Source organism: Martelella sp. HB161492, from assembly GCF_013184775.1.
Classification (GTDB): Bacteria; Pseudomonadota; Alphaproteobacteria; order Rhizobiales; family Rhizobiaceae; genus Martelella.
This window is the reverse complement of record NZ_JAATVV010000008.1, coordinates 29,406-53,832: the sequence shown is the minus strand read 5'-3', so window position 1 is coordinate 53,832 and position 24,427 is coordinate 29,406. Positions and strand designations below refer to the sequence as shown.

Here is a 24,427-nt window from a genome sequence, read left to right as displayed (position 1 = left end):
TTCTGGCTGGCTTGCGCCGGTCCTGGGAGGATGGACCAGCGAAACCGGCATCAGAGGAGGTAGGCAGAGCTGCCCTTGCGGCGGAGCTCGGCGCGGGACGTACCCATCGCGGTCAGCGAAGCGTCGTCGAGGTTCATCAGAGCGCCGTTGACATAACGGTCAGCCTGACGCTGGCGGGCTTCGGTGATGTTCTTGTAAGCGTTACGGAAGATACCCATTTTATCTCTCCTTGTTTCCGGATCGGCGCTCAGCTTGCTGCCGATCCTGTATTCGTCGCGAGGCAGGCCTTGAACCCGTTTCTCAGCTCCGCGTCTCAAACGACGTCTTGATCAATTAACTGAACCCTATATAGGCCGTACAACCTGGGCGAGGCAGGGGGTCTGTCTCATGGGAGCCATGCAGCAGACGCATGATCCGTCATGCGGACCTTAAGATTGGTCATGATGTGCCTCGAAATTGAGCAGGTTGCCGCATTTCTTTGTCATTCGTTCAGAACATAATGGCGCAATCCGTCCTGCGGGCGCCACGCTTTCGCGGCCAGCATTGCTTGCGAGGCGGGTCCGGTGCGGATATTGTTTCAACACCGTGTCAGGCTCTGGCCTGCCGCTTTGCATTTTCGCATGTCGGAACGCTCCGGTTTGAAGGACGCGATCCGGCGCAATGTCCGGGTGTTCCATGTTCCAGTCCTTCGAAGTCGTGTCCCGTCCTGAGCAGGCCGCGCCGCGCATTGCGGCCCTGCGCGCACTTTTCCCGAAACTCGGGATCAATGCCTTTCTGGTGCCGCATGCCGATGAATATCAGGGCGAATATCTGCCGCCTTCCGCCGAGCGGCTTGCCTTTCTGACCGGCTTTACCGGTTCGGCAGGTATCGCGCTGATCATGGAAAAAGAAGCCGTTGTCTTCGTTGACGGGCGCTATACCACCCAGCTTGCCGCACAGGTGGATCCGGCGCTCATGTCTGGCGGTGACCTTGTCGGAGAACCGCCGCATGTGTTTCTGGCAGGGCGCAGACCGAAGGGGCTGAAACTCGGCATTGATCCCTGGCTGCATACGCTGAAAGAAATCGAACAGCTGAAGCAGGCGCTGTCAGGATTTGGCGGCGAACTGGTTCTTGTCGAGGATAATCCGGTCGATCGCATCTGGTCCGACCGCCCGGCTGAACCGAAGGGGAAAATCTCGATCCAGCCGGATCATCTGGCCGGTCAGAAAGCTTCCGAAAAGCTAGGCAGCCTTGCATCGATGCTTTCAGGCAAGAATGCCGATGCTTTGCTGGTGAGCGATCCGACGGCCGTTGCCTGGCTTTTCAACATTCGCGGCCTTGATGTCGCTCACACACCGTCGCCGCTGTCGCGCGCGATCATTCGCAGGGACGGCGGGGCGATGATCTTCATTGATTCCGACAAGATTGATGATCCGGTGCGTGCCGACCTTGCCCGGCTTGCCGATCTTGCCGAACCGGCAGATTTCGGGCCCGCCGTTACTGATCTGGCGCGCGCCGGGGCCATGATCCTGCTTGATCCGGCGCAGGCACCTTTCGCTGTGGTCCGCCTGATCGAGGCGGCCGGAGGGCACTGGAGCGGGCAGGCCGATCCGGTCGTGCTGGCACGGGCGATCAAGAATGCTGCCGAGCTTTCCGGCTCCCGTCAGGCCCATCTCCAGGATGGCGCGGCCATGGTCTCCTTCCTGCATTGGCTGGATTGTCAGGAGCCCGGCAGTGTCAGTGAGATCGACGTCGCCGAGGCGCTGGAGGATGCCCGTCGCAGAACGGGTGACCGCATGCAGAACCCGCTGAAGGATATTTCCTTCGAAACGATTTCCGGCGCCGGGCCGAATGCTGCCATCATTCATTACAGGGTGACAACCGATACCAACCGTATGTTGAATGCTGGCGAGATGTATCTGGTCGATTCGGGTGGGCAATATCAGAACGGCACCACCGATATTACCCGGACATTTGCCATCGGTACGGTGCCGGCCGAGCAGAGACGCTTCTTCACGCTTGTCCTCAAGGGCATGATCGCGATCTCGGCGGCGCGCTTTCCGGTCGGCACCCGCGGCCAGGATATTGATCCGCTGGCGCGCATCGCGCTCTGGAAGGCGGGCGCCGATTACGGTCATGGCACCGGCCACGGCGTTGGCTCCTATCTGTCCGTCCATGAAGGTCCGCAGCGTATTTCCCGCGCAGGCGGTGCCGTGCTGGAGCCGGGGATGATCATTTCCAATGAGCCCGGCTATTATCTGCCCGGCAGCTTCGGCATCCGCATCGAAAACCTGCTGGTGGTGACCGAAGCCACTCCTGTTGACGGCGGCGACCGGCCGATGCTTGGCTTCGAAACGCTGACCTGGTGCCCGATCGATGCCCGCCTGATCGATACCGCCCTGCTGACGCGTGAGGAACTTGTCTGGCTGGATGCCTATCATGGCGAGGTGCGTGAGCGGCTTTCTCCGCTTGTCGCCGATGCTGCCGAACGGGCCTGGCTTGAGGCCGCAACCCGTCCGCTGACATAGAAAGATCCGCCAAAGGCTGTGATCTTATGAAGAATCAGGCAATCACAAAATAGCGCAGGATCATGACCAGCGACCAGCCGACGCCAATCATCGGCAGCGGTGAGGCGAATCTGAGACCGGTCACGAGTGCGGCCGCAATCGCAATCTTCGCCTCCCAGCCGCCGGAATAGAAGGCGGGCGCAACCAGCGTGGTCAGCACCGCAGCCGGAATGGCATTGAGAGCCGCTTCGGCGCGCGGCGGTATATCGGTCATGACCGACAGCAGCACGTAGCCGGCAATGCGGGTGAGATAGGTGGCAACGGCGGCAAGCAGGATCACGATGATCATGTGCTGATCGGTAAAGCTGTTCATGCGCTCGCCTCCTTGTTGGTTTTCGGAGGCAGGGCGGCAGCGAGCGCGATACCGGCCAGAGCGCCGATACTGACATGCCAGGGAGAGCCGATCGTGGCATAGGCGATGACGGAGCCAAGGGCGGAGACGAGGACGACCGGCAGAAAGTTATCACGTTTCCTGAAGCCGATCACGAGGCTGAGGAAGTAGATCGGCAGCAGGATATCGAGGCCAAGGGCTGCCGGATCGTCGATGAAGCCGCCAAGGGTTGCGCCGATCAGCGTCATGACATTCCAGAAACCATAAAGGCAGAGGCCGACACCGAGATACCAGACAAAACTGACGCCATGGCCGTTTTCATGACGCTTCAGCGTTTCGGCAAATTGCGGATCTGTCATCAGGAAGAAGGCGATTGCCTTTTCCGGCAGGCTGAAATGGGTGATCGCCGGGGTCATGGCGGCAGAATAGAGCACGTGGCGGAAATTGACGGCCACGATGGAGAGAATGATGATCCAGGCCGCGACGCGATGGCCGAACAGTTCGACGCCGACCAGCTGGCTGGCGCCGGCGAAGATGGTTATGCTCATGAGCGCCGTTTCGAAAACCGTCTGACCCTGCGCAACAGCCACGGCGCCGAACAGGACACCGAAGGGCGCGGCCGAGAGTGAGGGGACAAGGCCATCCTTAAGCCCGGTCAGAAATCCGTCTTTATGCATTTGTCTTCTTTCACGTGAAGGGCGGATCATGAAATGGTCGTGACCGGAATTCAAACGAGAATTGTTGATCGACCCATTAATGAAGGACAGGTATCATGATTGAATTTTCGCGCGCAGAAAAAACGGCCTTTGCCGCCCGGTTGCGCGATTATCTTGAAAGCGAACTGGAATGCGAGACCGGGCAGTTGCAGGCTGAATTGTTTTTCGATTTCCTCTGCACCGAATTCGGGCCGCTTTTCTACAATCAGGGCCTGCGCGATGCGCATGGCGTGCTGATGAGCCGGCTGGACGATCTGGCCGATCAGATCCTGCTGCTTGAAAAACCGGTCTGAAAATTCAGGCATCCTTGCTGTCAATCACCGCGATACCGGCCTGACGCAGCGCGGTGAGCGCCTCTGCAACACCGTCGGCACTGATGCCGCGGCAGCCATCGGCGATGAGCCGTACCGTGACGCCGGGCAGCATCTCGCGGGCGTCGAGCGCGGTGAACTTGACGCAGAAATCTGTCGCAAGGCCCATCACATCGAGCGTATCGATATCTTGCGCGCGCATCCAGTCATCGAGGCCGGTCCTGGCACTGCGGTCATTGTCACGAAAGGCCGAATAGGAATCGACCATCGGATCCATGCCCTTGCGCTGGACATAATCGATCGCATCTGTCCTGAGGTCCGGGTGAAACGCGGCATCGGGCGTGTTCTGGATGCAATGATCCGGCCACATGACCTGAGGTTTGCCGGCCAGTTCACCCATATCGAAGGGGGCTTTGCCCGGATGGGCGGAGGCGAAGGAACCGTGGCCCGGCGGATGCCAGTCCTGCGAGGCGATGACGAGATCGTAGTCACCTTTTTCAATCAGATGGTTTGCGACCGTGACGACGGCATTACCGTCTTCAACCGCGAGATTGCCGCCGGGGCAGAAACCGTTCTGAATGTCGACGAGCAGGAGCGCTTTCATGGGCATGGCTTCCGATGGGGGTGATTCTGACAGGCTGTGATGTGGGCAGGATGCAACAGGTTCATGCCGCTCGACAATGTCTGCAGCGCCGATCTCTGTTTCAGATCGCAGCAGGGCCGAGAAAATGCTCAACGGGCTTTGGTTCGCTGTAGCGATAGCCCTGCAGGAATTCGCATCCCCGTTCGTGCAGCCAGACCTCCTGTTCTTCGTTCTCGACGCCCTCGGCGACCAGTGTCAGATGCAGATGGCGGGCCACGGCAACGATGAATTCGACAAGAGAGGTGTCGCTGGTGTCGCCCGGAACGCCGGCAACAAAGCTGCGGTCGATTTTCAGTTCGTCGATCGGCAGCCGCTTCAGATAGATAAGCGCGGAATAGCCGGTGCCGAAATCATCGATAGACAGGCGGATGCCCAGCGCGCGAACCTGCTTCAGCCGTGCTGACACCATTTCGAAATTGGCGATGACAAGCGTTTCGGTCATTTCCAGCGTCAGATGCGCCGGATCAAAACGATAGGTGGCGATCAGTCGCTCCAGCCGCTCGACGAAATTATCCTGCAGCAGCTGCTGGACGGAAACATTGACGGACAGATGGATGTCGGGATTGGCGCGCAGCAGCCGGACGCTCTGGTCAAGAACCCAGGCGCCGATGGCGAGGATCATGCCGGTGCTTTCGGCAATGCCGATGAAATGATCGGGCCCGATAATGCCGCGGCTTGGGTGCTCGAGCCTGAGCAATGCCTCATAATAGTTCCCGGAAAAGGCGGTCGAAACCTTCGGCTGAAGATAGATCCGGAACCGGTCGTGCAGCAGTGCGTTCTGCAGATCCCGTTCGATATCGAAACGCTCAACGAGATCGTTGACCATATCCGTCTGGAACCAGGCCATCTGGCCGCGGCCGCGTTCCTTGGCGCTGTGCAGTGCTAGATCGGCGCGCCGCAACAGGTCGTCAACGCTCGTGCGTTCGCGGCCGAAAAGAATGACGCCCGCGCTTGAACTAGGCGTTATGTGACGCGAGCGCACCATGGCGGAGGCGCTGACGGCGGCATGAAGGCGCTGCAATTCCTCCGCCGTGCGGCCGCGCGCCACCGCTTCGTCAGGGCCGAGCCCGGTCAGCAGCAATACAAATTCATCGCTGGAAATACGTGCGACCATGCTGCTGGCAGAGATGTTACCCGACAGCCGGCTGGCAACCGTGCAAAGCAGCCCGTCCCCGACGTCATGGCCGAAGATCGAGTTGAGCGCGGCGAAATTGTCGAGGTCGAACAGGATGAGGGCCGCAAAGCCACGCTTGTGTTCCGGGCTCTTGAGGTAGGCGGTGATGGCGTCATAGGCCCGTGCCCGGTTCGCAAGCCCGGTCAGCGGGTCGTAATAGGCAAGCGTCTCGATCCGTTCTTCGGTGCGCCGCCGTTCCGTGACATCGCGCCACACCGAGACCGAGCCGAGCCGGTTGCCGTCAGGGTCGATCACGGCGGACTTGATCATTTCCAGCGTCAGGCGATTGCCGGTCGGGCCGGTGATCTCGCCTTCATTCGTCAAGGTCGCCTGATCGCTGACATCGCTGAAGATCTGCCGCCGGAGCAGATCATTCGCGCTGGCGCCGAAAATCTCCGTATCCGTCTTGCCGGAGATCATTTCCTTCGGCATGCCGACAAAGGCGGCGGCTGCGGTGTTGCAGGTGACAAAGCGGCCATCGGAGCGCTTGAAGTAGATCTGGTCAGGGATGGCATCAATCAGGACGCTGAGCAGAAGATGCTGCCTTCCAAGTTCACGGACCAGCCGACGCCGGCGCATGGTGTTGAAAGCCAGAAGAAGAATGATCACCAGCAGACCGATAAGCGCGACAGCCAGCGTGCGGCTGAACAGCCTGTAGGTCTGCTCAAGCTCGTGGCTCCGATCCATGATCGCCTTGTTGAGATTGCTGGTGTAGTCGCTGAGTGACTGGGTCGTAACCTGCTCGCCGTCTGCGTGGGATATCACGGAGAGCAGCGCCGTCGATCCGGCATACTGGATCGGCCAGGTGAAAACGCGGACTGTCCTCGTGGTACCGTCGGCGAAGCGATGCGGGAACAGGAAATAGTTTCGCTGAAGCTCTTTTGCCCGGCTTATTTCCTCGCGGATCTGGTCGCTCGACATCTGGTTGATATCGCTGATCGACATGGTCTCGAGGGTGGTCACACTGAAACCATAAAACCGCGCCGCAGCATCATTCGCCTTCAGGATACGGGTATCATCGGGATCCACCAGCAACATGGCGACCGGACTGTCACTGAACACGTCACCGAAATTCAGATGGCTCTGCGCACAGGCGATCTCTGTCAGGAAAAATGGTTCTGTCAGCAGAACCAAAAGCATGAGCGCAAGCCCGCGGGCAATCGCCCGGGCCCAGAAATTGGCCGGAAGCGGCCAAATAGCTGAAGAAACCCGCCTTGTTCTCATTCTCTCTTTTCGGGCCATCGGAGCCGTGATTGGCTTCGTCAATCAAATCAGAAGCAAGCATACAGCACAAAATGCTTTCCAAAAGACGAATTGGTGCGGGTCGGACACGCAAATTCACATGTATTGACGAACGGTCCAGAACTATGACAGCTCAGCATCCGGAGGCGATCGCAGGTTTGTGTGTCTTGGTCATTCAGACCGGCTGGATGAAGCCTTCAAGCACGCGCTTGCGGCCGGCCTTGTCGAAATCGATTGTCAGCTTGTTGCCCTCGATCGCGACGATGTTGCCGTTGCCGAACTTCATGTGGAACACACGGTCTCCAGGGGCGAAGCGGGACGGTGTCGTTTCCACCGAGCGGGCAACGAGCTCGCCTTCGATGGTCTTGCCGCTTGGTCCGCTTTCGCCATAACCGATACGCTCGACCTGGTGGCCGGATCTGGTTCCCCAATTGTCGCGGGTCGCATCGCTGCGATGCGACTGTGCCCGCTTCCAGCCCGGCGTGCCGTAGGAATTGGCAAAGGGCTCGGCGCGGTCGAAGCGTGATTGCCCATAGCCGCCATAGGACATCTCGGTCTCGCCGACCTCGACATGATCGGTCGGCAATTCATCGAGAAAGCGCGACGGCATGGTCGATTGCCACAGGCCGTGGATGCGGCGGTTGGAAACAAACCAGATATGGCAGTTGCGCTTGGCGCGGGTGAGGCCGACATAGGCAAGCCGGCGCTCCTCTTCCAGTCCGGCGCGGCCGCTCTCGTCAAGGGCCCGCTGGTGCGGGAACAGGCCCTCTTCCCAGCCAGGCAGGAAGACGGTCTTGAATTCGAGACCCTTGGCGGAATGAAGCGTCATGATCGATACGGCATCGAGATCTTCGTTCTGCTCGGCATCCATCACAAGTGAAACGTGTTCGAGAAATCCCCGCAGGCTCTCGAAGCCTTCCATCGAGCGGATCAGTTCCTTCAGGTTTTCGAGGCGGCCCGGCGCTTCGGCAGAGCGGTCGTTCTGCCACATTTCCGTATAGCCACTCTCGTCGAGAATCGTCTCGGCCAGCTCGGTATGCGGCGTGGTTTCCAGCAGACCCTGCCACCGGTCGAAATGGGTGACGACATCGTAAAGCGCCTTGCGCGCCTTGGGCTTCATCTCGTCGGTGTCGCACAGTTCACGCGCGGCGGCCAGCATCGGAATGTTGCGGTCACGCGCATGGTCATGCAGCTTGCGGATCGAGGCTTCGCCAAGACCGCGCTTGGGTGTGTTGATAATCCGCTCAAGCGCCAGATCATCGGCCGGCTGGCAGACCATGCGGAAATAGGCCATGGCATCGCGGATCTCGAGGCGCTCATAAAAGCGCGGCCCGCCGATAACCCGGTAATTGAGGCCGAGCGTGACGAAACGGTCTTCAAATTCGCGCATCTGGAAGGAGGCTCGAACGAGGATCGCCATGTCGTTCAGCTGTTCGCCCCGGCGCTGCAGCTGTTCGATTTCCTCGCCGACGGCACGGGCTTCCTCTTCCGAATCCCAGGCCGCATGAACCTGCACCTTGGCGTCATCAGGGTCCGAACGGTCGGTGAACAATGTCTTGCCGAGGCGGCCGTCATTATGGGCAATCAGGTGGCCGGCCGCGCCGAGAATATGCGCCGTGGATCGGTAATTGCGCTCGAGCCGGATCACCTTGGCGCCGGGAAAATCCTTCTCGAATCGCAGGATATTGTCGACCTCCGCACCGCGCCAGCCATAGATCGACTGGTCATCATCACCAACGCAGCAAATGTTCACCGGTCCGGTATCATGGCCCGGCCGCTGGGCGAGAAGCCTTAGCCACATATATTGCGCGGTGTTGGTGTCCTGATACTCATCGACCAGAATGTAGCGGAAGCGTTTGTGATATTCCTTCAGTACGTCGGGGTGCTGGCGGAAAATATGGATCGGATGCAGCAGCAGGTCGCCAAAATCACAGGCATTGAGCGTTTTCAGCCGGTCCTGATAGGCCTGGTAGAGCTTGCGGCCACGGCCGTTGCCGAAGGCTCGCGCGTCGCCCTCGGGAATATCCTTAGGCGTTAGCCCCTTGTTCTTCCAACCGTCGATCATGGATGCGAACTGGCGTGCAGGCCAGCGCTTGTCATCCAGGCCTTCAGCCTGGATCAGCTGCTTGATCAGGCGGATCACGTCGTCGGTATCGAGGATCGTGAAGTCGGAGCGGATGCCGGCAAGTTCCGCATGGCGGCGCAACAGCTTGACGCCGATCGAATGGAAGGTGCCGAGCCAGGGCATGCCCTCGACAGCCCCGCCGACCAGAACGCCAATGCGTTCCTTCATCTCGCGTGCTGCCTTGTTGGTGAAGGTCACAGCAAGGATCTGACTGGGATAGGCATTGCCGGAAGCGAGGATGTGCGCAATGCGCGTCGTGAGTACGCGCGTCTTGCCGGTGCCGGCGCCAGCAAGAACCAGAAGCGGACCTTCTGTGGTGACGACGGCATCGCGCTGTTCGGGGTTCAGGCCGCCGAGATAATCGGGCACGGAAGTTTCGCGCCGTGCCGCCATGGCACGCGCAGCAATGCCGCTGCCCTCGCGCCGCGGAGGCACCGGACCCGGCTCGTCGTCATCGAAAAAGGGAATATCGTCGCCGTGATGAATCATGCCGCCAATTTAGTGATTAATGCCGGAAAGAAAAGCACCATGGCGACAAAACCAGAACAAAATGAGTTCTGACATGCGATTGAAGCCGCGCATCCATATCTGCCGTGGCGAAAAGCGAATGCTCATTTGGCGCAGCAAGTGCCTGCATCCTGGCTGATGATCCGGGGCACTGGAGGCGATTTGGCCACTTGGCCATGCTGGATTTACGGCAGAATGCGGTGCTGTTTTCCTGCGCGGACCAAGACCGGAGATCGGCGCGCGATGATAATCTCCCACGCCTCTGTTCGTTGGGAGGGGGCATCTTGGCCGCATGATATTTCCAGCGCGACCAAACGGGGCTTGGATATCACGCGGCCAGACGTCGTTTCCGAATATCGACCTGCCTTCAGAATACAAATCGAACCGGCCGATGCTCTCGGCTTAGCGATTGCTGTTACGAGTCGTGCGGCCGGCGTATCGGCTATCAATATTCGTGTACAGTTCCGTCAGATTGTCCCTCTTGAGATTGTCTGCTTCAGTTGTCATGCTTCTTGGGCTCGTCAGGCCGTAGGCTCTGTCAAGGTTGTATCCGCCCAAACCCGTCTTCTGAACGTGTGACCGGTTCTGGTTGTCATATACATCTTTGAATTTATCGTTGGTGTGGGGCGTTGCAGTTCTGGTAGCTGTAGATATTTTGTCCATTTTAGCCTCGCTATAATGTGGATAATACCTAGCTGTATTTGCTATTATTTAGTTATTGTCAGTTTGAATTTTCTGAACCAGCTATGCATGTGCGGGTATTCGGCCGTCTTGCGGGTGCTGTGTCTCTTTGAGATATTTGCTGACCGTCTTTCACTGCGGTCACCCGGTCTTACCGGAATTTCTTAATCAGGTACCAATTCGGTACCGATCACGATTATTTGTAAGCTGCAGGTATCGCAAATTCGGTCTTGCGCGGTGAAAAGGTTTGCATGTTCTTTGGTGTAACGTACTGAAATATTGATGTATCTTTGGAAAAATCTGGTAGTCGCCGCGCTCACGCCGATCTATGTTAAACTTTGGAGAGGTTTCGCTGCCAGTCTTGTATTCCTGAATCAGTCGTTCATAATTTCTTTCAAAGCCCTGTTAAAACAGGCTGTTTCCCAATGCAGCATGAACAGGGTGCTTCCTACCGGGGACTTCTATGCGAATTTACACACAGGTTCTGGCCAGCCTGGCGATATTGGCGGTTGCCGCTGTCGCCTGGCTTTTTCTTGCGCCCGGCGGGCGTGATGTCCTGGCGAAGCTGGGGATTGGCGGCGCTGTCACGCAGTCCGCTTCGAAGGCTGGAGGTGCCGGAGGCGGCGGCGGTTTTGGTGGACGGCAGAAAACCCGGGTTGTCGCCGAGCCTGTCACGACGGGGGTCGTCAATGATGTGCTCGAGGCAATCGGTGATGGTGAGGCCGTGCAGACGGTGACGGTGCTGCCCCAGGTCGCCGGGACCGTTACGGACGTGCTGATTTCGTCCGGCGATATGGTTGACAAGGGGCAGGTGATCGCCCGGCTCGATAATCGTGAGGAAACGGTCGCACGGGATCAGGCGAAGGTGGCGCTTGAAGCGGCTGCCCGTCAGTCGCAGATCAATCAGAAGATCAAGTCATCCATTTCCGAATTGAGCCTCTACACCTCGCAGATTGCCGAGCAGACCGCCGAGCTTGAGTTGCAGTCGGCAGAGCTGGCGCTTGCCAAGCGCGACATTATCGCGCCCTTTGCAGGCATTGCCGGCATTCTGCAGATCAATGCCGGTGACTATGTCACGACGGCAAGCCCGATCGTGACGATTGACGACCGGTCGACAATCCTCGTTGATTTTTCCGTGCCCGAGCGCTTTGCCGCCGCTATCCAGTCCGGTCAGGCCATTGAGGCAAGGCCGGTTGCGACGCCGAACAAACTGTTTAAGGGCGAGGTCGAGGCTGTCGACAACCGGATTGACGAAGCCAGCCGGACCTTCACCGTGCGGGCCAAGATCGACAATGCCGATGATGCGCTGCGTGCCGGCATGTCCTTCAATGTCACCATGCATTTTGCCGGCGATACCTATCCAGCGGTCGATTCGCTTGCGGTTCAGTGGGATTCCCAGGGCTCCTATGTCTGGCAGCTCGTCGACGGAAAGGCGCAGAAGGCCCGTGTCAGCATCATTCGCCGCAATCCGGATCTGATCCTTGTCGATGGCGATCTGAAGCCGGGCGATCAGGTCATTACCGAGGGACTGCAGCGTCTGCGCGAGGGGGCTGAGGTCGACGTCGTCAACCAGGATGGCAGCAAGGCGGGCGAACAGGTTTCGTCCCGCAAGGCGGCGTGAGGGAGCGGATATGAGTGACAAGGATCATGTTCCGCCGGGCGGCAGTGATGAAGCGGATCTCGTGGCCCACGAGGTTTATGGCGAAGAAAAGCTGAACGACGAAGAGGCCATGGAGGATCCGGGCATCACGGCCCTTTTTGTCCGGCGCCCGATCCTGGCCTTCGTATTCAATGCAATGATCGTGGTTGCGGGCCTTGCCGCCTATTTCGGCGTTGAGGTTCGCGAATTGCCGGATGTCGACCGTCCGGTCATCACGGTGCGTACGACCTTTTCGGGCGCAGCGCCGGAGACGGTTGATCAGGAAGTGACGAGTGTGATCGAGGGCGCTGTCGCCCGTGTCAGCGGCTTGCAGTCCATGTCATCGCAGTCTTCGACCGGCTCAAGCCGTGTCACACTGGAATTCTCGTCCGATACCGATATCAATGTTGCCTCGATGGATGTGCGTGACGCGGTCGGGCAGATCCAGAACCAGTTGCCGGATGATGTCGACGACCCGAGAATCGTCAAGGCCGATGCGGATTCACAGCCGGTCATGCGCCTCGCCGTTACCTCCAGCACGCTGGATCTCGACGGTCTCACCAAGTTGGTCTCCGATCAGATTGAAGACAAGCTGGCCGCCGTTCCCGGGGTTGCCGACGTTGATGTCTATGGCGACCGCGACAAGGTGTTCCGCATCGATATCAATCAGGCGGCGCTCGCCAGCCGGGCGTTGACGGTCGCTGATATTGCGACGGCGCTCAGCAATGTCAGCTGGGACGTACCCGCCGGAAATCTCACCAGCACCAAGCAGGCGCTTAGCGTGCGGGCGACCGCTGATGTCACCACGCCGGAAGAATTCGAGGATATTCTGGTTGCCGACAATGTGCGTCTTGGCGATGTCGCAACGGTGACCTTCGGGCCGGATACGGCATCGACGGGGCTGCGCTATAACGGCCAGGTTGGCGTCGGTCTCGGGCTGATCCGTCAGGCCAAGTCCAATACGCTGGAAATTTCCCAGGGCGCCCACAAGGTCGTTGACGAGCTCAACAAGACCCTGCCTGAAGGCACATCCATCCATGTTTCGAATGATGATGCGGTGTTCATTTCCGGCTCCATCGATGAGGTTGTGCGTTCGCTGATCCTGGCCTCCATCATCGTTGTCGCGATCATCTATCTTTTCCTTCGCGACTGGCGGGCCACCTTCATTCCGGCGATCACGCTACCGGTCGCCCTGATCGGAACGCTGGCAGCCATCTATCTCGCCGGGTTTTCGGTCAACATCCTCACCCTTCTCGCCATTGTTCTTGCCACCGGCATGGTGGTGGACGATGCGATCGTGGTCCTGGAGAATATTGTCCGCCTGCGTTCCAAGGGCATGGGCCCGCGTGCGGCGGCCGTGCTCGGGACCAAGGAGGTTTTCTTTGCGGTGATCGCGACCACGGCAACGCTTGCTGCCGTCTTCGTGCCATTGTCCTTCCTGCCGGGGCAGGCGGGCGGGCTGTTTCGCGAATTTGGTTTCGTGCTGGCCTTTGCCGTGCTGCTGTCTTCCTTCGTGGCCCTGACGCTCTGCCCGATGCTCGCCTCGCGAATTCTGGTCGAGCACAAGCATACCAAGCCCGGTCCGATTGCGCGGCTCGGCATGTTCTTCGCCGCGCTCTACCGGGTGACGCTGCGCTGGGCGCTTTCCGCACCGCTGGTCGTATTGTCGCTTGGTGCGCTTTTGATGTTCGGTGCCTATATCGCCTATGGCAACATCACCAGTGAGTTGCTGCCCAAGGAAGACCGCTCGATGCTGATGCTGCGTGTGTCCGCGCCTCAGGGTGTCAGCCTTGACTACACGCGTGACCGGATGCAGCAGGTTGAAGAAAAGCTGCAGCCGCTGATCGACAAGGGGGAAATTGCCAGCCTGTTTTCGATTTCCGGGTTCGGCAGCAACACCAATAGCGGTTTCATGGTGCTGACCCTTGCTCCGTGGGATCAGCGCTCCCGCACACAGGATCAGATCGCCAAAGACGTCAACGCGGCTGCCGCGCAGGTGCCTGCGCTGCAGGCCTTTGCCATGCAGCCGAATTCGCTGAATATCCGCGGCGGTGGCAATGGTCTGTCTTTCTCGCTGGTCGGTGGAAGCCATGCGCAGCTGGCAACGGCGGCAAGCGCCCTTCTGGCATCGATGGAAACCGATGCTGATTTCGTCAATCCGCGGCTCAGCAATGACGCGACGCAGGCGCAGGTGGCGATCACGCTCAACCGCAAGAAGGCCTCGGATCTCGGCATCAGCATTTCTGGCCTGTCGACGGCGCTGAAGGCGCTTCTGGATGGGGATTCGATCGGTGATGTCTATATTGACGGTGACAGCTACAGTGTCGAGCTGACGGCCGATACCGACAATATTGATGATCCGGCCGATCTGGAGAATATCTTCCTTAGAACGGGCGATGGCCGTATCGTGCCTTTGTCGACCATTGCGACGCTGACCGAACATTCGATAGCGCCGACGCTGGAACGCCAGCAGCAGCTCGCAGCGGTTTCGATGTCTTCCAACCTGGCGACGGGGGTTGCGCTCGGACCAGCTTTTGCCGAGGTCGAGAAACTCGCCGCACCGCTTCTGCCGCCCGGTGCCTATGTCCTGCCTCAGGCGGAAGCAGCGGCGTTGAGCGAGAATTCCTCCGGCATGCTGATGGTGTTCGGTTTCGCCTTCGTCATTGTTTTCCTCGTTCTGGCCGCACAGTTTGAAAGTGTCTGGAGCGCGCTGATCATTCTCTTCACCGTGCCCTTCGGCATGGGGTGTGCCATTCTGGCAATGCTTCTGACGGGAACGAGCCTCAATATCTATTCGCAGATCGGGCTGGTGCTGCTGATCGGCGTCATGGCCAAGAATGGCATTCTGATTGTCGAATTCGCCAATCAGTTGCGCGATCGCGGCCAGAGCGTCAGGGATGCGGTCGAAAACGCGACCAATCTGCGTCTGCGCCCGGTCATGATGACGATGATTTCGACCATTCTCGGTGGCGTGCCGCTGGTGCTTGCCAGCGGTGCCGGGGCCGAGGCGCGCATCGCGCTTGGCTGGGTCATTGTCGGCGGTCTCGGTTTTGCAACCATTGTCACACTCTATGTCACACCGGTGGCCTATCTTCTGCTGGCGCGATTCTCCAAGCCGAAAGCTGACGAGGAGGCGAGGCTGCATCGCGAGCTGCAACACGCCTCGACAATCCCGGCAAGTGACGGACAGGCGTAAGCTGAAAAGCGGTAAAAGCGGTTGCGTTCAACCGGATAATACCTCTTTTACTGGTTTGAACTGGGCGGGCTTTTGTGTAAGCTCCGAAAACTATTGATCTGGACCGGAAGGGGAAGACATGATCAAGAAGATGATAATCGCAGCTGCTGCTGCCGCATTGCTGGCCGGTTGCGCCAGCAACAGCATGAATGCGACGGCGCCGCAGACCGTTACGGTGACCACCGTGAATGCAAGCTCGCCTGCCGAATACATGGATCAGCAGGAAGCCGAATTCCGGCAGACGCTTGAAGGTACCGGCGTGACGATTATCCGCACGCCGAAATATATCGCGCTTGTGCTTCAGTCGAGCGTGACCTTCCCCTTCGACAAGGCTGATCTCGTTCCGGAATTCTATCCGACGCTGACGGCGGTTGCCGCATTGCTGGTCAAGTATAACCAGACGGCGATCAACGTGAATGGCTACACGGATTCCACCGGTTCGGATGCCTATAACCTGAAGCTGTCGCAGGAGCGTGCCGATTCAGTCGCGGGTTACCTGATCAACAAGGGTGTCGATCCGTCGCGCGTCATTCCGACCGGATATGGCAAGGCTGACCCGGTTGCTTCGAACGACACGAAGGAAGGCCGTGCGCAGAACCGCCGTGTTGAAATCCGGCTCGCCCCCCCGGCCGCGCCAGCTGCTGCCGCAGCGCCGGCAATGGCAACCAAGTAATCTGCCTTTCGAGAGACGCCGCCACCGCGCTCACATCGAGTTCGGTGGCGGCTTTATTTTGCGGTGCAGACTAAACTTTCGTCTCGGCGTCACTTGACGAGCGCCTTGTCGACGATATTTGCCAACAGAATGGCTTTCGGACATAGACATGCCGCAATATTTGTCTGAACTCGCGATGATTTCGAAATTTGAGGGATTCCATGCTTAAGAAGGCAATGATCGCTGTTCTCGGAACAGCATTTCTTGCAGGCTGCACCACCACTGATCCGAATACCGGGCAGACGGTGAACAACAACACCGGTACCGGATTGCTGACAGGCACGGCGATCGGCGCGCTCGCTGGCGGTCTGATCGGTGGCGACGTCAAGGGGGCTGTTATCGGCGGTGCTATCGGTGCGGTCGCAGGCGGCGGCATCGGGGCCTATATTGACAGTCAGGAGCGGGAATTCCGCGCAGCACTGGCTGGAACCGGTGTTTCGGTCGTGCGCAATGGCGATCAGCTGACCTTGATCATGCCGTCAAACATCACCTTCGCCACCGATCAGTATCAGATCGTTCCGAATTTCTACTCGACGCTGAATGCTGTCTCCACCGTTCTGGTGAAATATGACCGCACCGCGATCAATGTTAATGGTTACACCGATTCCACCGGATCGGACGCCTACAACATGAACCTGTCGCAGCAGCGCGCCAACAGTGTTGCCAGCTATCTGATGCAGTCGGGCGTCAGCGGCCGGCGCATCTCGGCAATGGGTTTTGGCAGCCAGTATCCGATCGCTTCCAATGCGACGCCAGAAGGCCGCGCGCAGAACCGGCGTGTCGAGATCCAGATTTCGGCTGTCAAAATGTGATCATGGGGCAGGGCGCTCGCGCCCGCCGCTTCCAAAATGCGAAAAGGCGCATCGGTCGATGCGCCTTTTTCATTGGCTCTTGCGGGCCGCCCTGGGGCCTTGCCGCCGCTGCGAACGTCAGCGAAGCCTGAGATTGATGGGCCGGATACCCTGTTCGTCTTCGGGAAGATAGATGTGGATCCTGACTGGCGGCTCGGCGTGGCGGGCGGCGCGGGCGCCCTGACTGACCAGTAGCCCTACCAGCTCGCGTGCCCGTGATCGCCCCTGTGCGCGCGCATAATCCGCGAGCCGCGCGGCGGCTTCGGAAAGCGGGTTGAACGTGTTTCGCCGATGATCGCCCGGCGCGGAATTTGGGGTATCGGAGTGTTGTTTCCTGGTCACGTCACGCCTCGTGTTAGTCAATTCGAGGTTCTGACGGCGCTGCCTTCGGCATGCACCTGACGGTTCTGAACGAACCGCTGACACTGAAAGTAAGCAGTAATTCTTTAGAATGTGTTTATGATAAAAGCCGCCCTTTATCGAAAAGGCGGCTTTTTGTTGTGATTGTGGCGATTTCTTGAAGGTGCGCCTATTGCAGGCTGGCCCAGCACTCGACGCCATTGCGCTTGAGAACCCGGCACGCATTCACCGCTTCCTCTTCGTCGGAGAAGCCGGCGAAGCGGGCCCGATAAAGCTGCTGGCCTCCGCTGTTATAGGCGAGCGTATAGGGCTTGGACGCATTCAGCGTTCCGTCAGCCTGGGTCTTGGTGCGTTCGAGAATGGCATTTGCGCCTTCTGCCGTGGCAGCCGTGCCAACCTGAACCACCCAGCCCTGAACACCGATCGACTGGGTCGTCAGCGTTTTGTCAGGCGCCGGCTGTGCGGCATTGGCGGCGGGAACGATCGCTTCGCCCACGGCGTCAACTGCGTGATTGGCTGAGGCAAGCACGTCTTCGACCGTAAGCGGTTCGTCATTATTGGCCTTGGCAGGCGCGCGTTCTGTCGGGATCGGCACGTTGGCAACCAGGTCGGCCTGCGGCCCGGAAAGACCCGAAACGGAGGGCGCCGGTGCAGGGACTGGCTCGTCAGCCGACGCATAGGCAAGCGCGATACCGGTATCGGCGACGGGGCGCTGATAGGGGATCGGCGGATTGTCCGGGAATTTATCCATCGCAATGGTGCGCGGGGTCGAGGCGCGGGCGATGACATAGCTCTTCTTCCGCGAATTCGAAGCCTTCTTCATATAGGAGGTGATCAGCCGGTCGGCCCATTTGTCACGGCTGGCGGCCGTCGATCCACCCATGACAACAGTAACGATCGAGCGGTTGCCCATCGTGGCCGAGGTGGCGATATTGAAACCGGAGGCATTGGTGTAGCCGGTCTTGATGCCGTCAATGCGAATACCGTTTTCTGTACCCAGCATGTGGTTATGGTTGGCAATCGACGTGCTGCCATATTTGAAGCTGGTGGTCGAAAAATACTGGTAATATTGCGGGAAATGCTGGCGTAATGCGAGGCCCAGCTTGGCCTGGTCGCGCGCCGTGGTGACGTGTTTGCTGTTGGGCAGGCCGTTCGGATTTTCGTAATGGGTGTTGGTCATGCCGAGCGAACGGGCCTTGTTGTTCATCATATTGGCAAAGCCGGAAACCGAACCGCCCATGTTTTCTGCAACGGCCACGGCCACGTCATTGGCAGATCGTGTGATCAGCGAATAGATCGCGGTCTGCACGGTAATGCTGCCACCCGGGCGAATGCCGAGCTTGGTTGGCGGCTGTGCCGAGGCATTTTTCGAGAAGGTAATCTTGCTGTCCAGCGAAAGCTGCCCGCTGTCGATGGCCTCGAACATCAGATAGAGCGTCATCATCTTGGTCAGTGATGCCGGATAACGCCTCGCATCCGGGTTCTCGCTGTAGAGAACCTTACCTGTATTGGCATCGACCACGATGGCGGCATCATTGGTATCCGCAGCGCTGATAGCGGGAAAAGCTGTCGAAACGACAATGCACGTGAGCACGAATGTGAGCACGGCGTTTACGGATTTCAGACGAAAGCGGCGAAAAGCCTCTTGCAGCATTAGATATACTCTTGCGGAAGCTGGCGTTAAAATTTCTGGCGAAGACTGCGCCGATGATAGCGCCGGCGCCTTCAGCGAGCCAGAGCACCCGTTATTCTGATCTCAACACGGTGAACAAAGACTTAAGGAATGGTCTGTCACCCCCCATTTCGATGACCGGTTCGCTGAAAAACGGAGAAAGGGGCTCTGCTTTTCAGCGAACCGGTCAACATGCGAATTTATAACCTAAAAATAGCGCTTCGGCCACCATGCGCTTTATGGCCTTGCAATCGCGATGCGGGGCTCAGAGCCTGACGGACGGGATGGGCTTTGAAATGTCTGTGTGTTTGCGCTACACCCGAACGGCGCATAAACCGGAAAGATCGTCTGCCATGCCATCTCCCTTTTCCCGGCCGCCCCATGGCCAGAAGCCGCCGTCAAACCCGCCGGTCAATCTGCCGCCAGCGGTTCTCGCATCATTGGCCGTGTTGTTCGCTGTCTTCCTGTTTCAGCAGTATGTACTTGATTTTGCTGGACGGTCTGTGCTGTGGGCGCGGTTTGGCTTCGTCGCCGGCCGCTATGCCCTACCGCTTGATCAGCAGGGGCTTCCCTGGCTCTGGTCGCCGGTAACCTATTCGCTTCTGCATGGCAGCTGGACGCATATCATCTTCAACAGCATCTGGCTGGCGATCTTCGGCGCGCCTGTTGCCAACCGTATCGGCTCGCTGCGCTTTGCTGTTCTGTGGATCGCCAGTGCGGTTTTCTCCGCCTTCTTCTTTGCGGCGCTGAACTGGGGATCGCCGGAAATCCTGATCGGCGCGTCGGGCGTTGTCTCGGCCTTCATGGGCGCGGCCTGCCGATTCGTGTTCACCCCGCGCGGTGCTTTCAGCGTTCATGCCCACATCAATCCGCGTCTGTCGATCATCCAGGTGGCGCAGAACAAGACGGCAAGGGCCTTCGTGCTGGTGTGGCTGCTTGGCAATCTCGCTGTTGCCGCCGGTTTCGGTCTGGTCGGTGTCGATGCCGGCAATGTCGCATGGCAGGCGCATATTGGCGGGTTTCTGTTCGGCTTTCTGGCGTTCCCGCTGTTCGATCATCGCACGCCGCGCGTCCTGCGCTTCTGATTTGCGATCAGCGCTAGATCGAGCGCTTTTCCTTGCTATTGCCCGGCCTCTCATGCACCATCATGGCTTGTCCCCGTCAAGGGAGGGCGGCGGCATTCAGCGAAGGAGGCGTAGATGGTCATCACCGTCAGAATGATACTGGATGAAAAGGGGCGCGATGTCGTCACCGTAGAGCGCATGACAACGATCGGGGAAGTGGCATCGACGCTTCACCAGAGCCGGATCGGTGCTGTTGTTGTTGTCGACGATGCCATGCATATCCAGGGCATCTTCACCGAGCGCGATCTGGTCGCTTCGATCGGCAAACATGGCGATAAGTGTCTCACCCGGCCGGTTGCCGAAGGGATGACGGAAAATGTGTTCCGCTGTGACGAGGGCACAACCGTCAACCAGTTGATGGAAGTGATGACGGACAAGCATTTCCGTCACGTTCCTGTTGAGGAGAACGGCAAGCTTGCCGGCATCGTATCCATCGGTGATGTGGTCAAGTCACGCATCCGCGAAGTGCTGATGGAAGCCGAGCACATCAAATCCTATCTGGCGAGCTAAGCGGCGCGCTCAGTGCTTGTGGCCATAGACCTCCGCCGGGTCGAAAGCGCGGCGGTCGTCAATGGAAGTGAGCGCCGCCTTGCCATCTACAAGGCTAACCGCCCGATAGAAGCAGGACCGCCGTCCGGTGTGGCAAGCGGCATCGTGGCCGGCAACGCGGACCTTCAGCAAGACGGCATCCTGGTCGCAATCGGCGAGAATGGCCTCGACATGCTGGAGATTGCCCGAGGTTTCGCCCTTCTTCCAGATTTTCGCGCGGGAACGGCTGTAATAATGGGCGATGCCGGTTTCCAGCGTCAGCGACAGCGCTTCGGCATTCATATGGGCAAGCATCAGCACCGCACCGTCCCTGATATCGGTCACGACGGCCGTCACGAGGCCGTGTTCATCGAAGCGCGGGGTGAAGACTTTGGCTTCATCGAGTTCGGATTTGTCTTCGGGCGGCGTATCAAATGGGATCATGCTCTTTCCTCTGTGATCTCGACTAGATAGGATAGTTCGGCGGCGTTTGGCAATTGCGCCCGACGGTTTCCGCCGCATAGAAGCCATTGTACTGGCCTGACGCGGCGCCTATGTCAGGTGGGAAGCGCGAAAGCCTTGTCGCCTGTTGCAGGATGGTGAAATGATGGACGATATCTATTCAGCGAAAATTCTGTCCTATGCCGGCAACCTGACCCGGTCCGGCCGGCTTGAAGCGGCGGACTGTTCGGCCGATGCCCTGTCGCGGCTGTGCGGTTCGCGCATGACCGTCTATCTGAAGCTCGAGCATGGGCGGATCAGCGATTTTTCCCACGAGGTCAAGGCCTGCGCGCTGGGTCAGGCAGCAGCTTCGATCATGGCGAACACGATCATCGGCGCGACACCGGCGGAAATCCGGCTGGCGCGGGAGGCGATGCGGGCGATGCTGAAAGACGGTGGCGACGGCCCCGATGGCCGATTTGCTGAGATGCGCTGTCTTCAGCCCGTCAAGGATTATCCCGCCCGTCACGGCTCCGTCATGCTGACCTTCGAGGCCACGGTCAAGGCGCTTGCAAATCTTGAGAAGAGCCATGACAGTCCGCAGGAACAGGCGGTCTGACGGCGATGTGCGCATCAGGCCACGATCATTCCGACCGCCAGGACGAGAAGCCGCATTCGCGTAATTTTCGCGGGCCGTTTCGCAAAACGCCCGGACGCCTTTTCGGCATGGCCTTGATCCGGGCCTATCAGCTGACGCTTTCCAGCCTTGTCGGCCAGTCCTGCCGCCACATGCCGACCTGCTCCGAATATGGTTATGAGGCGATTGCCCGGCATGGGCTCTGGCGCGGCGGATTTCTGACGCTGTTCAGGGTTTCACGCTGCGGACCGGGCGGAACCCATGGGTTCGACCCGGTACCGGAAACGCTGGATCCGGCGGTGCGCTGGTATCAGCCGTGGCGCTATTGGGCGCTTGGCCGGCGTCACGAGCCCTGATAGCGGGCGATGACGAGATAGCCGGGCGTCGGCTCGCCATTTTCAAAACGCACATTGATGTCGGTGATTTCCACCAGATCGAAGCCGGTCGCTTCCAGCCGTTCCTCGATATAGTTGCGGGCATGGGCGAAACGCTGGTGCGGGCCGACCATGAAAGGCTTCTCGCCGAGAACCGTATCGGGCAGGGTCTCCGAGGAAAAGGCGAAGATGCCACCTTCGACCATGTTTTCCGCTACGCCGAAGAACATCGGCTCCAGCCGGCCGAGATAAGGCAGGACATCTGCCGCAACCACCAGATCGAAGGCTTCCTCGTCATTGTCATCGAGAAAATCCTCGACTTCGGCCACATAAAGCGTCTCGTAGAGATCCTTCTCATGGGCGATGCGCACCATGTTCTCGGAAATGTCCAGGCCGGTAATGTCATCGACCATGTCGCGCAGGGCGCCGCCGGCAAGACCCGTGCCGCAGCCGAGATCGAGCATGCGGTAGAAAGGGCCGGTCTCCAGTGTCTGGAAACGCTGGCGGATCATCAGCGGCACGCAATAGCCGAGCCTTTCGACGAGAATATCTTCGAAATCATCGGCATGCTGATCGAACAGTGTTTCGATATAGGCGTCGGGGGCCTTATCCGGCGTATCGCCATAGCCCATGGCGGCAAGCCGCACGCAAGCGCCGCCATGATCGTCTGGATCAAGCGCCAGAACCCGGCGATAAGCTTCGGCTGCCAGCTCGAAGGACCCCGCCTTTTCCAGTGCCAGCGCATGGTTATAGGCTTCGGCCAGCTTCTGCTCGTCTATCTTCTTTGCCATGGTTATCCTCGAACACGTTCCTGGATTCGCTTTAGGGCGGATCGCTGCGTGGCGCAACCTGTTTCACAGCAGTGAGAAATGCGGCGCAAAGCGGACGGCGGTGGCAAGATCTTCATCGGTATTGATGTTGAAGAAGGGGTCGATCGGGCCGAGGGGCGTTTCGATCTGCGCGAATGCAACGCTGCGATGCGGATGGGCGGCGATGAAATCCATGACGCGGCGGCTGTCGGGCTTGAGCAGAAATGCCTCGAGCGCCGGTTTCAGGGCGCATGGCCAGAGCGCGAAGACAGGATGCTGGCGCCCGGCCGATGCCGCGAGAACGATTTCGTCCGCAGCCGGGGGGCCCGCTGCAAGTTTCGCGGCAAGAGCGTCCGGGAAAAACGGCGTGTCGACGGCGACGCTCAGCAGATGGGAGGCTGGATGGTTCTGCTCTGAAAGCCAGGACAGGCCCGCATGAATGCCGGCAAGCGGCCCCTGGAAGCCGCCGATCCGGTCGAGCAGAGGAATGGCGCCGTCGATTTTCAGCGTTTTAGCGCCGGCACTCAGCAGCAGCGGATCGGCGATACCGGAAAGCCGTTCAGCAGCACGGGCGGCAAGCGTCATGCCATCGAGCACAATTCCTGCCTTGTCCCGGCCCATGCGCCGCGACGCGCCGCCGGCAAGAATGAGGACCGGCAGGTTCATCTTTCGCTGGCCTCTTCCTGGGCGCGAACGATCAGCCCGCCGCCTTCGGAAGGGCCGGGCTGGGTGGTCTCTGCCAGAGGCGCGATGCCGCGCTTGCGTTCGCGATGGAAGGAATAAAGTCCGGCCGCGACGATGATGGCACCACCGGTGAGGACGTGGGCATCGGGGATGTTGGCGAAGACGATCATGCCGAGAAGCGCCGCCCATAGCAGCCCGGTATAGCGGAACGGTGCGATATAGGAGATGTCCGCCTTGCGGACCGCGATCACGATCGACTGATAGCCGCAGAGCAGAAAGGCCGCAGCCAGAACCAGCTTGAGCAGGATCGGAACTGTCAGCATGCTCCAGTCGGCCTCCATCGTTCCCATGATGCCACCACCGGCCGTCAGCAGCATGGCTGTTGAAAGCGTAATGACGATGGCCGGCACGGAGGCGGTGATGGTCTTGGTCAGAAGATCACGCGATGCAGCGCCGAAAACCGCCAGGATTACGAAAAACGAACCGGTATCGAAACCACCCGCACCCGGGCGGATGATGATCAGGACACCGATGAAGCCGACGAGAATGGCGCTCCACCGCCGCCAGCCGACCGGCTCGCCCATGAACAGCGCCGCCCCGAGCGTGACGGCGAGCGGCAGCGATTGCTGGATCGCCGAGGCATTGGCAAGCGGCATCAGCCGCAGCGCTTCGAGATAGGTTATCGCCGCGACGAGCTCGCAGAAGCTGCGGATCAGGATTTTCGGCTGCAACACATTGCGCACGCTTGCGAGAACGCCGCCGCGCCAGGCAATCACCAGCGCCAGCAGGACGATGATCATCCCGCGGAAGAACATGATCTGGCCGATACCAATCTCTTTCGTCAGCAGTTTGACGGTCGCGTCATTGGCAGCAAAGCAGGCCATGGCGAGGATCATGAAGATCGCGCCCTGGATATTGGAGGAAATGCGCATGATGGGCCTTGTCGTTCCGGGAAACTGACGCTTAACCCGAAAAGCCGTTGCCGCATAGACGATCAGTCAATTGTCCTTCGGATTTAGCGCCTGTGCGCGAACGGATTGAAACTGCGTGGCATGCTTTCGCCAAATGCGATGTCCGGTTGTCG

22 protein-coding genes are annotated in these 24,427 nt (G+C 59.2%); 10 read left to right on the top strand and 12 right to left on the bottom strand.

Annotated features, from left to right (window positions below; all coding sequences use genetic code 11):
• Positions 1-50 precede the first annotated feature (50 nt).
• On the bottom strand, positions 51-218 hold the full coding sequence (locus HCK86_RS14455; RefSeq protein ID WP_176085185.1) for a hypothetical protein: 168 nt from the start codon (positions 216-218) through the stop codon (positions 51-53).
• Between the two features lie 457 nt (positions 219-675).
• Here HCK86_RS14455 and HCK86_RS14450 point away from each other — a divergent pair, with 457 nt between their 5' ends.
• On the top strand, positions 676-2,508 hold the full coding sequence (locus tag HCK86_RS14450) for an aminopeptidase P family protein (protein WP_176085357.1): 1,833 nt from the start codon (positions 676-678) through the stop codon (positions 2,506-2,508).
• Positions 2,509-2,542: 34 nt separating this feature from the next.
• Here HCK86_RS14450 and HCK86_RS14445 read toward each other — a convergent pair whose 3' ends face one another.
• Together HCK86_RS14445 and HCK86_RS14440 are read right to left on the bottom strand one after the other, a co-directional pair.
• Positions 2,543-2,860 (bottom strand): AzlD family protein, encoded by a 318-nt coding sequence (locus HCK86_RS14445; RefSeq protein ID WP_176085184.1) that lies wholly within the window; start codon positions 2,858-2,860, stop codon positions 2,543-2,545.
• The gene (locus HCK86_RS14440) at positions 2,857-3,555 is read right to left on the bottom strand and encodes an AzlC family ABC transporter permease (protein WP_176085183.1); all 699 of its coding nucleotides are present in this window, start codon (positions 3,553-3,555) and stop codon (positions 2,857-2,859) included. Before HCK86_RS14440 ends, HCK86_RS14445 begins: the two co-directional genes overlap by 4 nt.
• Before the next feature lie 95 nt (positions 3,556-3,650).
• Between HCK86_RS14440 and HCK86_RS14435 the strand changes: the two genes are divergently transcribed.
• Complete coding sequence (locus HCK86_RS14435) at positions 3,651-3,887, top strand: DUF2164 domain-containing protein (RefSeq protein ID WP_176085182.1); 237 nt, start codon at positions 3,651-3,653, stop codon at positions 3,885-3,887.
• Positions 3,888-3,891: 4 nt separating this feature from the next.
• Here the strand turns inward: HCK86_RS14435 and pncA are convergent, their stop codons facing one another.
• From pncA to HCK86_RS14420, 3 genes are all read right to left on the bottom strand, one after another.
• Positions 3,892-4,509 carry a bifunctional nicotinamidase/pyrazinamidase gene (gene pncA, locus HCK86_RS14430; RefSeq protein WP_176085181.1) on the bottom strand — a complete coding sequence of 206 codons (618 nt, stop codon included), beginning with the start codon at positions 4,507-4,509 and terminating at the stop codon, positions 3,892-3,894.
• A 100-nt stretch (positions 4,510-4,609) separates the two neighbouring features.
• Positions 4,610-6,862 (bottom strand): bifunctional diguanylate cyclase/phosphodiesterase, encoded by a 2,253-nt coding sequence (locus tag HCK86_RS14425; protein WP_176085180.1) that lies wholly within the window; start codon positions 6,860-6,862, stop codon positions 4,610-4,612.
• A 277-nt stretch (positions 6,863-7,139) separates the two neighbouring features.
• A complete protein-coding gene (locus HCK86_RS14420; protein WP_176085179.1) occupies positions 7,140-9,578 on the bottom strand; it encodes a UvrD-helicase domain-containing protein in 2,439 nt (812 codons plus the stop codon).
• Between the two features lie 1,162 nt (positions 9,579-10,740).
• On the opposite strand from HCK86_RS14420, the gene HCK86_RS14415 reads away from it, so the two are divergent.
• The 4 genes from HCK86_RS14415 (at position 10,741) to HCK86_RS14400 (ending at position 16,675) form a co-directional block, all read left to right on the top strand.
• The gene (locus tag HCK86_RS14415) at positions 10,741-11,898 is read left to right on the top strand and encodes an efflux RND transporter periplasmic adaptor subunit (RefSeq protein ID WP_176085178.1); all 1,158 of its coding nucleotides are present in this window, start codon (positions 10,741-10,743) and stop codon (positions 11,896-11,898) included.
• A 109-nt stretch (positions 11,899-12,007) separates the two neighbouring features.
• Positions 12,008-15,112 carry an efflux RND transporter permease subunit gene (locus HCK86_RS14410; protein ID WP_176085356.1) on the top strand — a complete coding sequence of 1,035 codons (3,105 nt, stop codon included), beginning with the start codon at positions 12,008-12,010 and terminating at the stop codon, positions 15,110-15,112.
• A 118-nt stretch (positions 15,113-15,230) separates the two neighbouring features.
• A complete protein-coding gene (locus tag HCK86_RS14405) occupies positions 15,231-15,824 on the top strand; it encodes an OmpA family protein (protein WP_176085177.1) in 594 nt (197 codons plus the stop codon).
• A gap of 200 nt (positions 15,825-16,024) precedes the next feature.
• A complete protein-coding gene (locus tag HCK86_RS14400) occupies positions 16,025-16,675 on the top strand; it encodes an OmpA family protein (RefSeq protein WP_176085176.1) in 651 nt (216 codons plus the stop codon).
• A 117-nt stretch (positions 16,676-16,792) separates the two neighbouring features.
• On the opposite strand, the gene HCK86_RS14395 is transcribed toward HCK86_RS14400, so the two are convergent.
• Positions 16,793-17,056, bottom strand: coding sequence for a hypothetical protein (locus HCK86_RS14395; protein WP_176085175.1), 264 nt, complete (start codon positions 17,054-17,056; stop codon positions 16,793-16,795).
• 187 nt (positions 17,057-17,243) lie between these two features.
• Positions 17,244-18,728: a D-alanyl-D-alanine carboxypeptidase gene (locus tag HCK86_RS14390; protein WP_176085174.1), complete on the bottom strand. Its 1,485-nt coding sequence runs from the start codon at positions 18,726-18,728 to the stop codon at positions 17,244-17,246.
• A gap of 371 nt (positions 18,729-19,099) precedes the next feature.
• On the opposite strand from HCK86_RS14390, the gene HCK86_RS14385 reads away from it, so the two are divergent.
• Both HCK86_RS14385 and HCK86_RS14380 read left to right on the top strand, forming a co-directional pair.
• A complete protein-coding gene (locus HCK86_RS14385) occupies positions 19,100-19,831 on the top strand; it encodes a rhomboid family intramembrane serine protease (protein WP_176085173.1) in 732 nt (243 codons plus the stop codon).
• Positions 19,832-19,945: 114 nt separating this feature from the next.
• Positions 19,946-20,380 carry a CBS domain-containing protein gene (locus HCK86_RS14380; protein ID WP_176085172.1) on the top strand — a complete coding sequence of 145 codons (435 nt, stop codon included), beginning with the start codon at positions 19,946-19,948 and terminating at the stop codon, positions 20,378-20,380.
• 9 nt (positions 20,381-20,389) lie between these two features.
• On the opposite strand, the gene hisI is transcribed toward HCK86_RS14380, so the two are convergent.
• A complete protein-coding gene (gene hisI / locus HCK86_RS14375; RefSeq protein ID WP_176085171.1) occupies positions 20,390-20,842 on the bottom strand; it encodes a phosphoribosyl-AMP cyclohydrolase in 453 nt (150 codons plus the stop codon).
• Positions 20,843-21,002: 160 nt separating this feature from the next.
• On the opposite strand from hisI, the gene HCK86_RS14370 reads away from it, so the two are divergent.
• Together HCK86_RS14370 and yidD are read left to right on the top strand one after the other, a co-directional pair.
• On the top strand, positions 21,003-21,458 hold the full coding sequence (locus tag HCK86_RS14370; RefSeq protein WP_176085170.1) for an iron-sulfur cluster assembly scaffold protein: 456 nt from the start codon (positions 21,003-21,005) through the stop codon (positions 21,456-21,458).
• Between the two features lie 5 nt (positions 21,459-21,463).
• Positions 21,464-21,832: a membrane protein insertion efficiency factor YidD gene (gene yidD, locus HCK86_RS14365; RefSeq protein WP_176085169.1), complete on the top strand. Its 369-nt coding sequence runs from the start codon at positions 21,464-21,466 to the stop codon at positions 21,830-21,832.
• On the opposite strand, the gene HCK86_RS14360 is transcribed toward yidD, so the two are convergent.
• From HCK86_RS14360 to HCK86_RS14350, 3 genes are all read right to left on the bottom strand, one after another.
• Positions 21,820-22,641, bottom strand: a complete 822-nt coding sequence (locus tag HCK86_RS14360) for a class I SAM-dependent methyltransferase (RefSeq protein ID WP_176085168.1) — start codon at positions 22,639-22,641, stop codon at positions 21,820-21,822. The genes yidD and HCK86_RS14360 overlap by 13 nt on opposite strands.
• 63 nt (positions 22,642-22,704) lie before the next feature.
• A complete protein-coding gene (gene mobA / locus HCK86_RS14355; RefSeq protein ID WP_176085167.1) occupies positions 22,705-23,325 on the bottom strand; it encodes a molybdenum cofactor guanylyltransferase MobA in 621 nt (206 codons plus the stop codon).
• Complete coding sequence (locus tag HCK86_RS14350) at positions 23,322-24,275, bottom strand: DMT family transporter (RefSeq protein ID WP_176085166.1); 954 nt, start codon at positions 24,273-24,275, stop codon at positions 23,322-23,324. Before HCK86_RS14350 ends, mobA begins: the two co-directional genes overlap by 4 nt.
• Positions 24,276-24,427 lie beyond the last annotated feature (152 nt).

Coding starts and splice junctions, on each gene's coding strand:
- HCK86_RS14455 (WP_176085185.1), bottom strand. CDS start 218: ATGGGTATCTTCCGTAACGCTTACAAGAACATCACCGAAGCCCGCCAG.
- HCK86_RS14450 (WP_176085357.1), top strand. CDS start 676: ATGTTCCAGTCCTTCGAAGTCGTGTCCCGTCCTGAGCAGGCCGCGCCG.
- HCK86_RS14445 (WP_176085184.1), bottom strand. CDS start 2,860: ATGAACAGCTTTACCGATCAGCACATGATCATCGTGATCCTGCTTGCC.
- HCK86_RS14440 (WP_176085183.1), bottom strand. CDS start 3,555: ATGCATAAAGACGGATTTCTGACCGGGCTTAAGGATGGCCTTGTCCCC.
- HCK86_RS14435 (WP_176085182.1), top strand. CDS start 3,651: ATGATTGAATTTTCGCGCGCAGAAAAAACGGCCTTTGCCGCCCGGTTG.
- pncA (WP_176085181.1), bottom strand. CDS start 4,509: ATGAAAGCGCTCCTGCTCGTCGACATTCAGAACGGTTTCTGCCCCGGC.
- HCK86_RS14425 (WP_176085180.1), bottom strand. CDS start 6,862: ATGCTTTTGGTTCTGCTGACAGAACCATTTTTCCTGACAGAGATCGCC.
- HCK86_RS14420 (WP_176085179.1), bottom strand. CDS start 9,578: ATGATTCATCACGGCGACGATATTCCCTTTTTCGATGACGACGAGCCG.
- HCK86_RS14415 (WP_176085178.1), top strand. CDS start 10,741: ATGCGAATTTACACACAGGTTCTGGCCAGCCTGGCGATATTGGCGGTT.
- HCK86_RS14410 (WP_176085356.1), top strand. CDS start 12,008: ATGGAGGATCCGGGCATCACGGCCCTTTTTGTCCGGCGCCCGATCCTG.
- HCK86_RS14405 (WP_176085177.1), top strand. CDS start 15,231: ATGATCAAGAAGATGATAATCGCAGCTGCTGCTGCCGCATTGCTGGCC.
- HCK86_RS14400 (WP_176085176.1), top strand. CDS start 16,025: ATGCTTAAGAAGGCAATGATCGCTGTTCTCGGAACAGCATTTCTTGCA.
- HCK86_RS14390 (WP_176085174.1), bottom strand. CDS start 18,728: ATGCTGCAAGAGGCTTTTCGCCGCTTTCGTCTGAAATCCGTAAACGCC.
- HCK86_RS14385 (WP_176085173.1), top strand. CDS start 19,100: ATGCCATCTCCCTTTTCCCGGCCGCCCCATGGCCAGAAGCCGCCGTCA.
- HCK86_RS14380 (WP_176085172.1), top strand. CDS start 19,946: ATGGTCATCACCGTCAGAATGATACTGGATGAAAAGGGGCGCGATGTC.
- hisI (WP_176085171.1), bottom strand. CDS start 20,842: ATGATCCCATTTGATACGCCGCCCGAAGACAAATCCGAACTCGATGAA.
- HCK86_RS14370 (WP_176085170.1), top strand. CDS start 21,003: ATGATGGACGATATCTATTCAGCGAAAATTCTGTCCTATGCCGGCAAC.
- yidD (WP_176085169.1), top strand. CDS start 21,464: ATGTGCGCATCAGGCCACGATCATTCCGACCGCCAGGACGAGAAGCCG.
- HCK86_RS14360 (WP_176085168.1), bottom strand. CDS start 22,641: ATGGCAAAGAAGATAGACGAGCAGAAGCTGGCCGAAGCCTATAACCAT.
- mobA (WP_176085167.1), bottom strand. CDS start 23,325: ATGAACCTGCCGGTCCTCATTCTTGCCGGCGGCGCGTCGCGGCGCATG.
- HCK86_RS14350 (WP_176085166.1), bottom strand. CDS start 24,275: ATGCGCATTTCCTCCAATATCCAGGGCGCGATCTTCATGATCCTCGCC.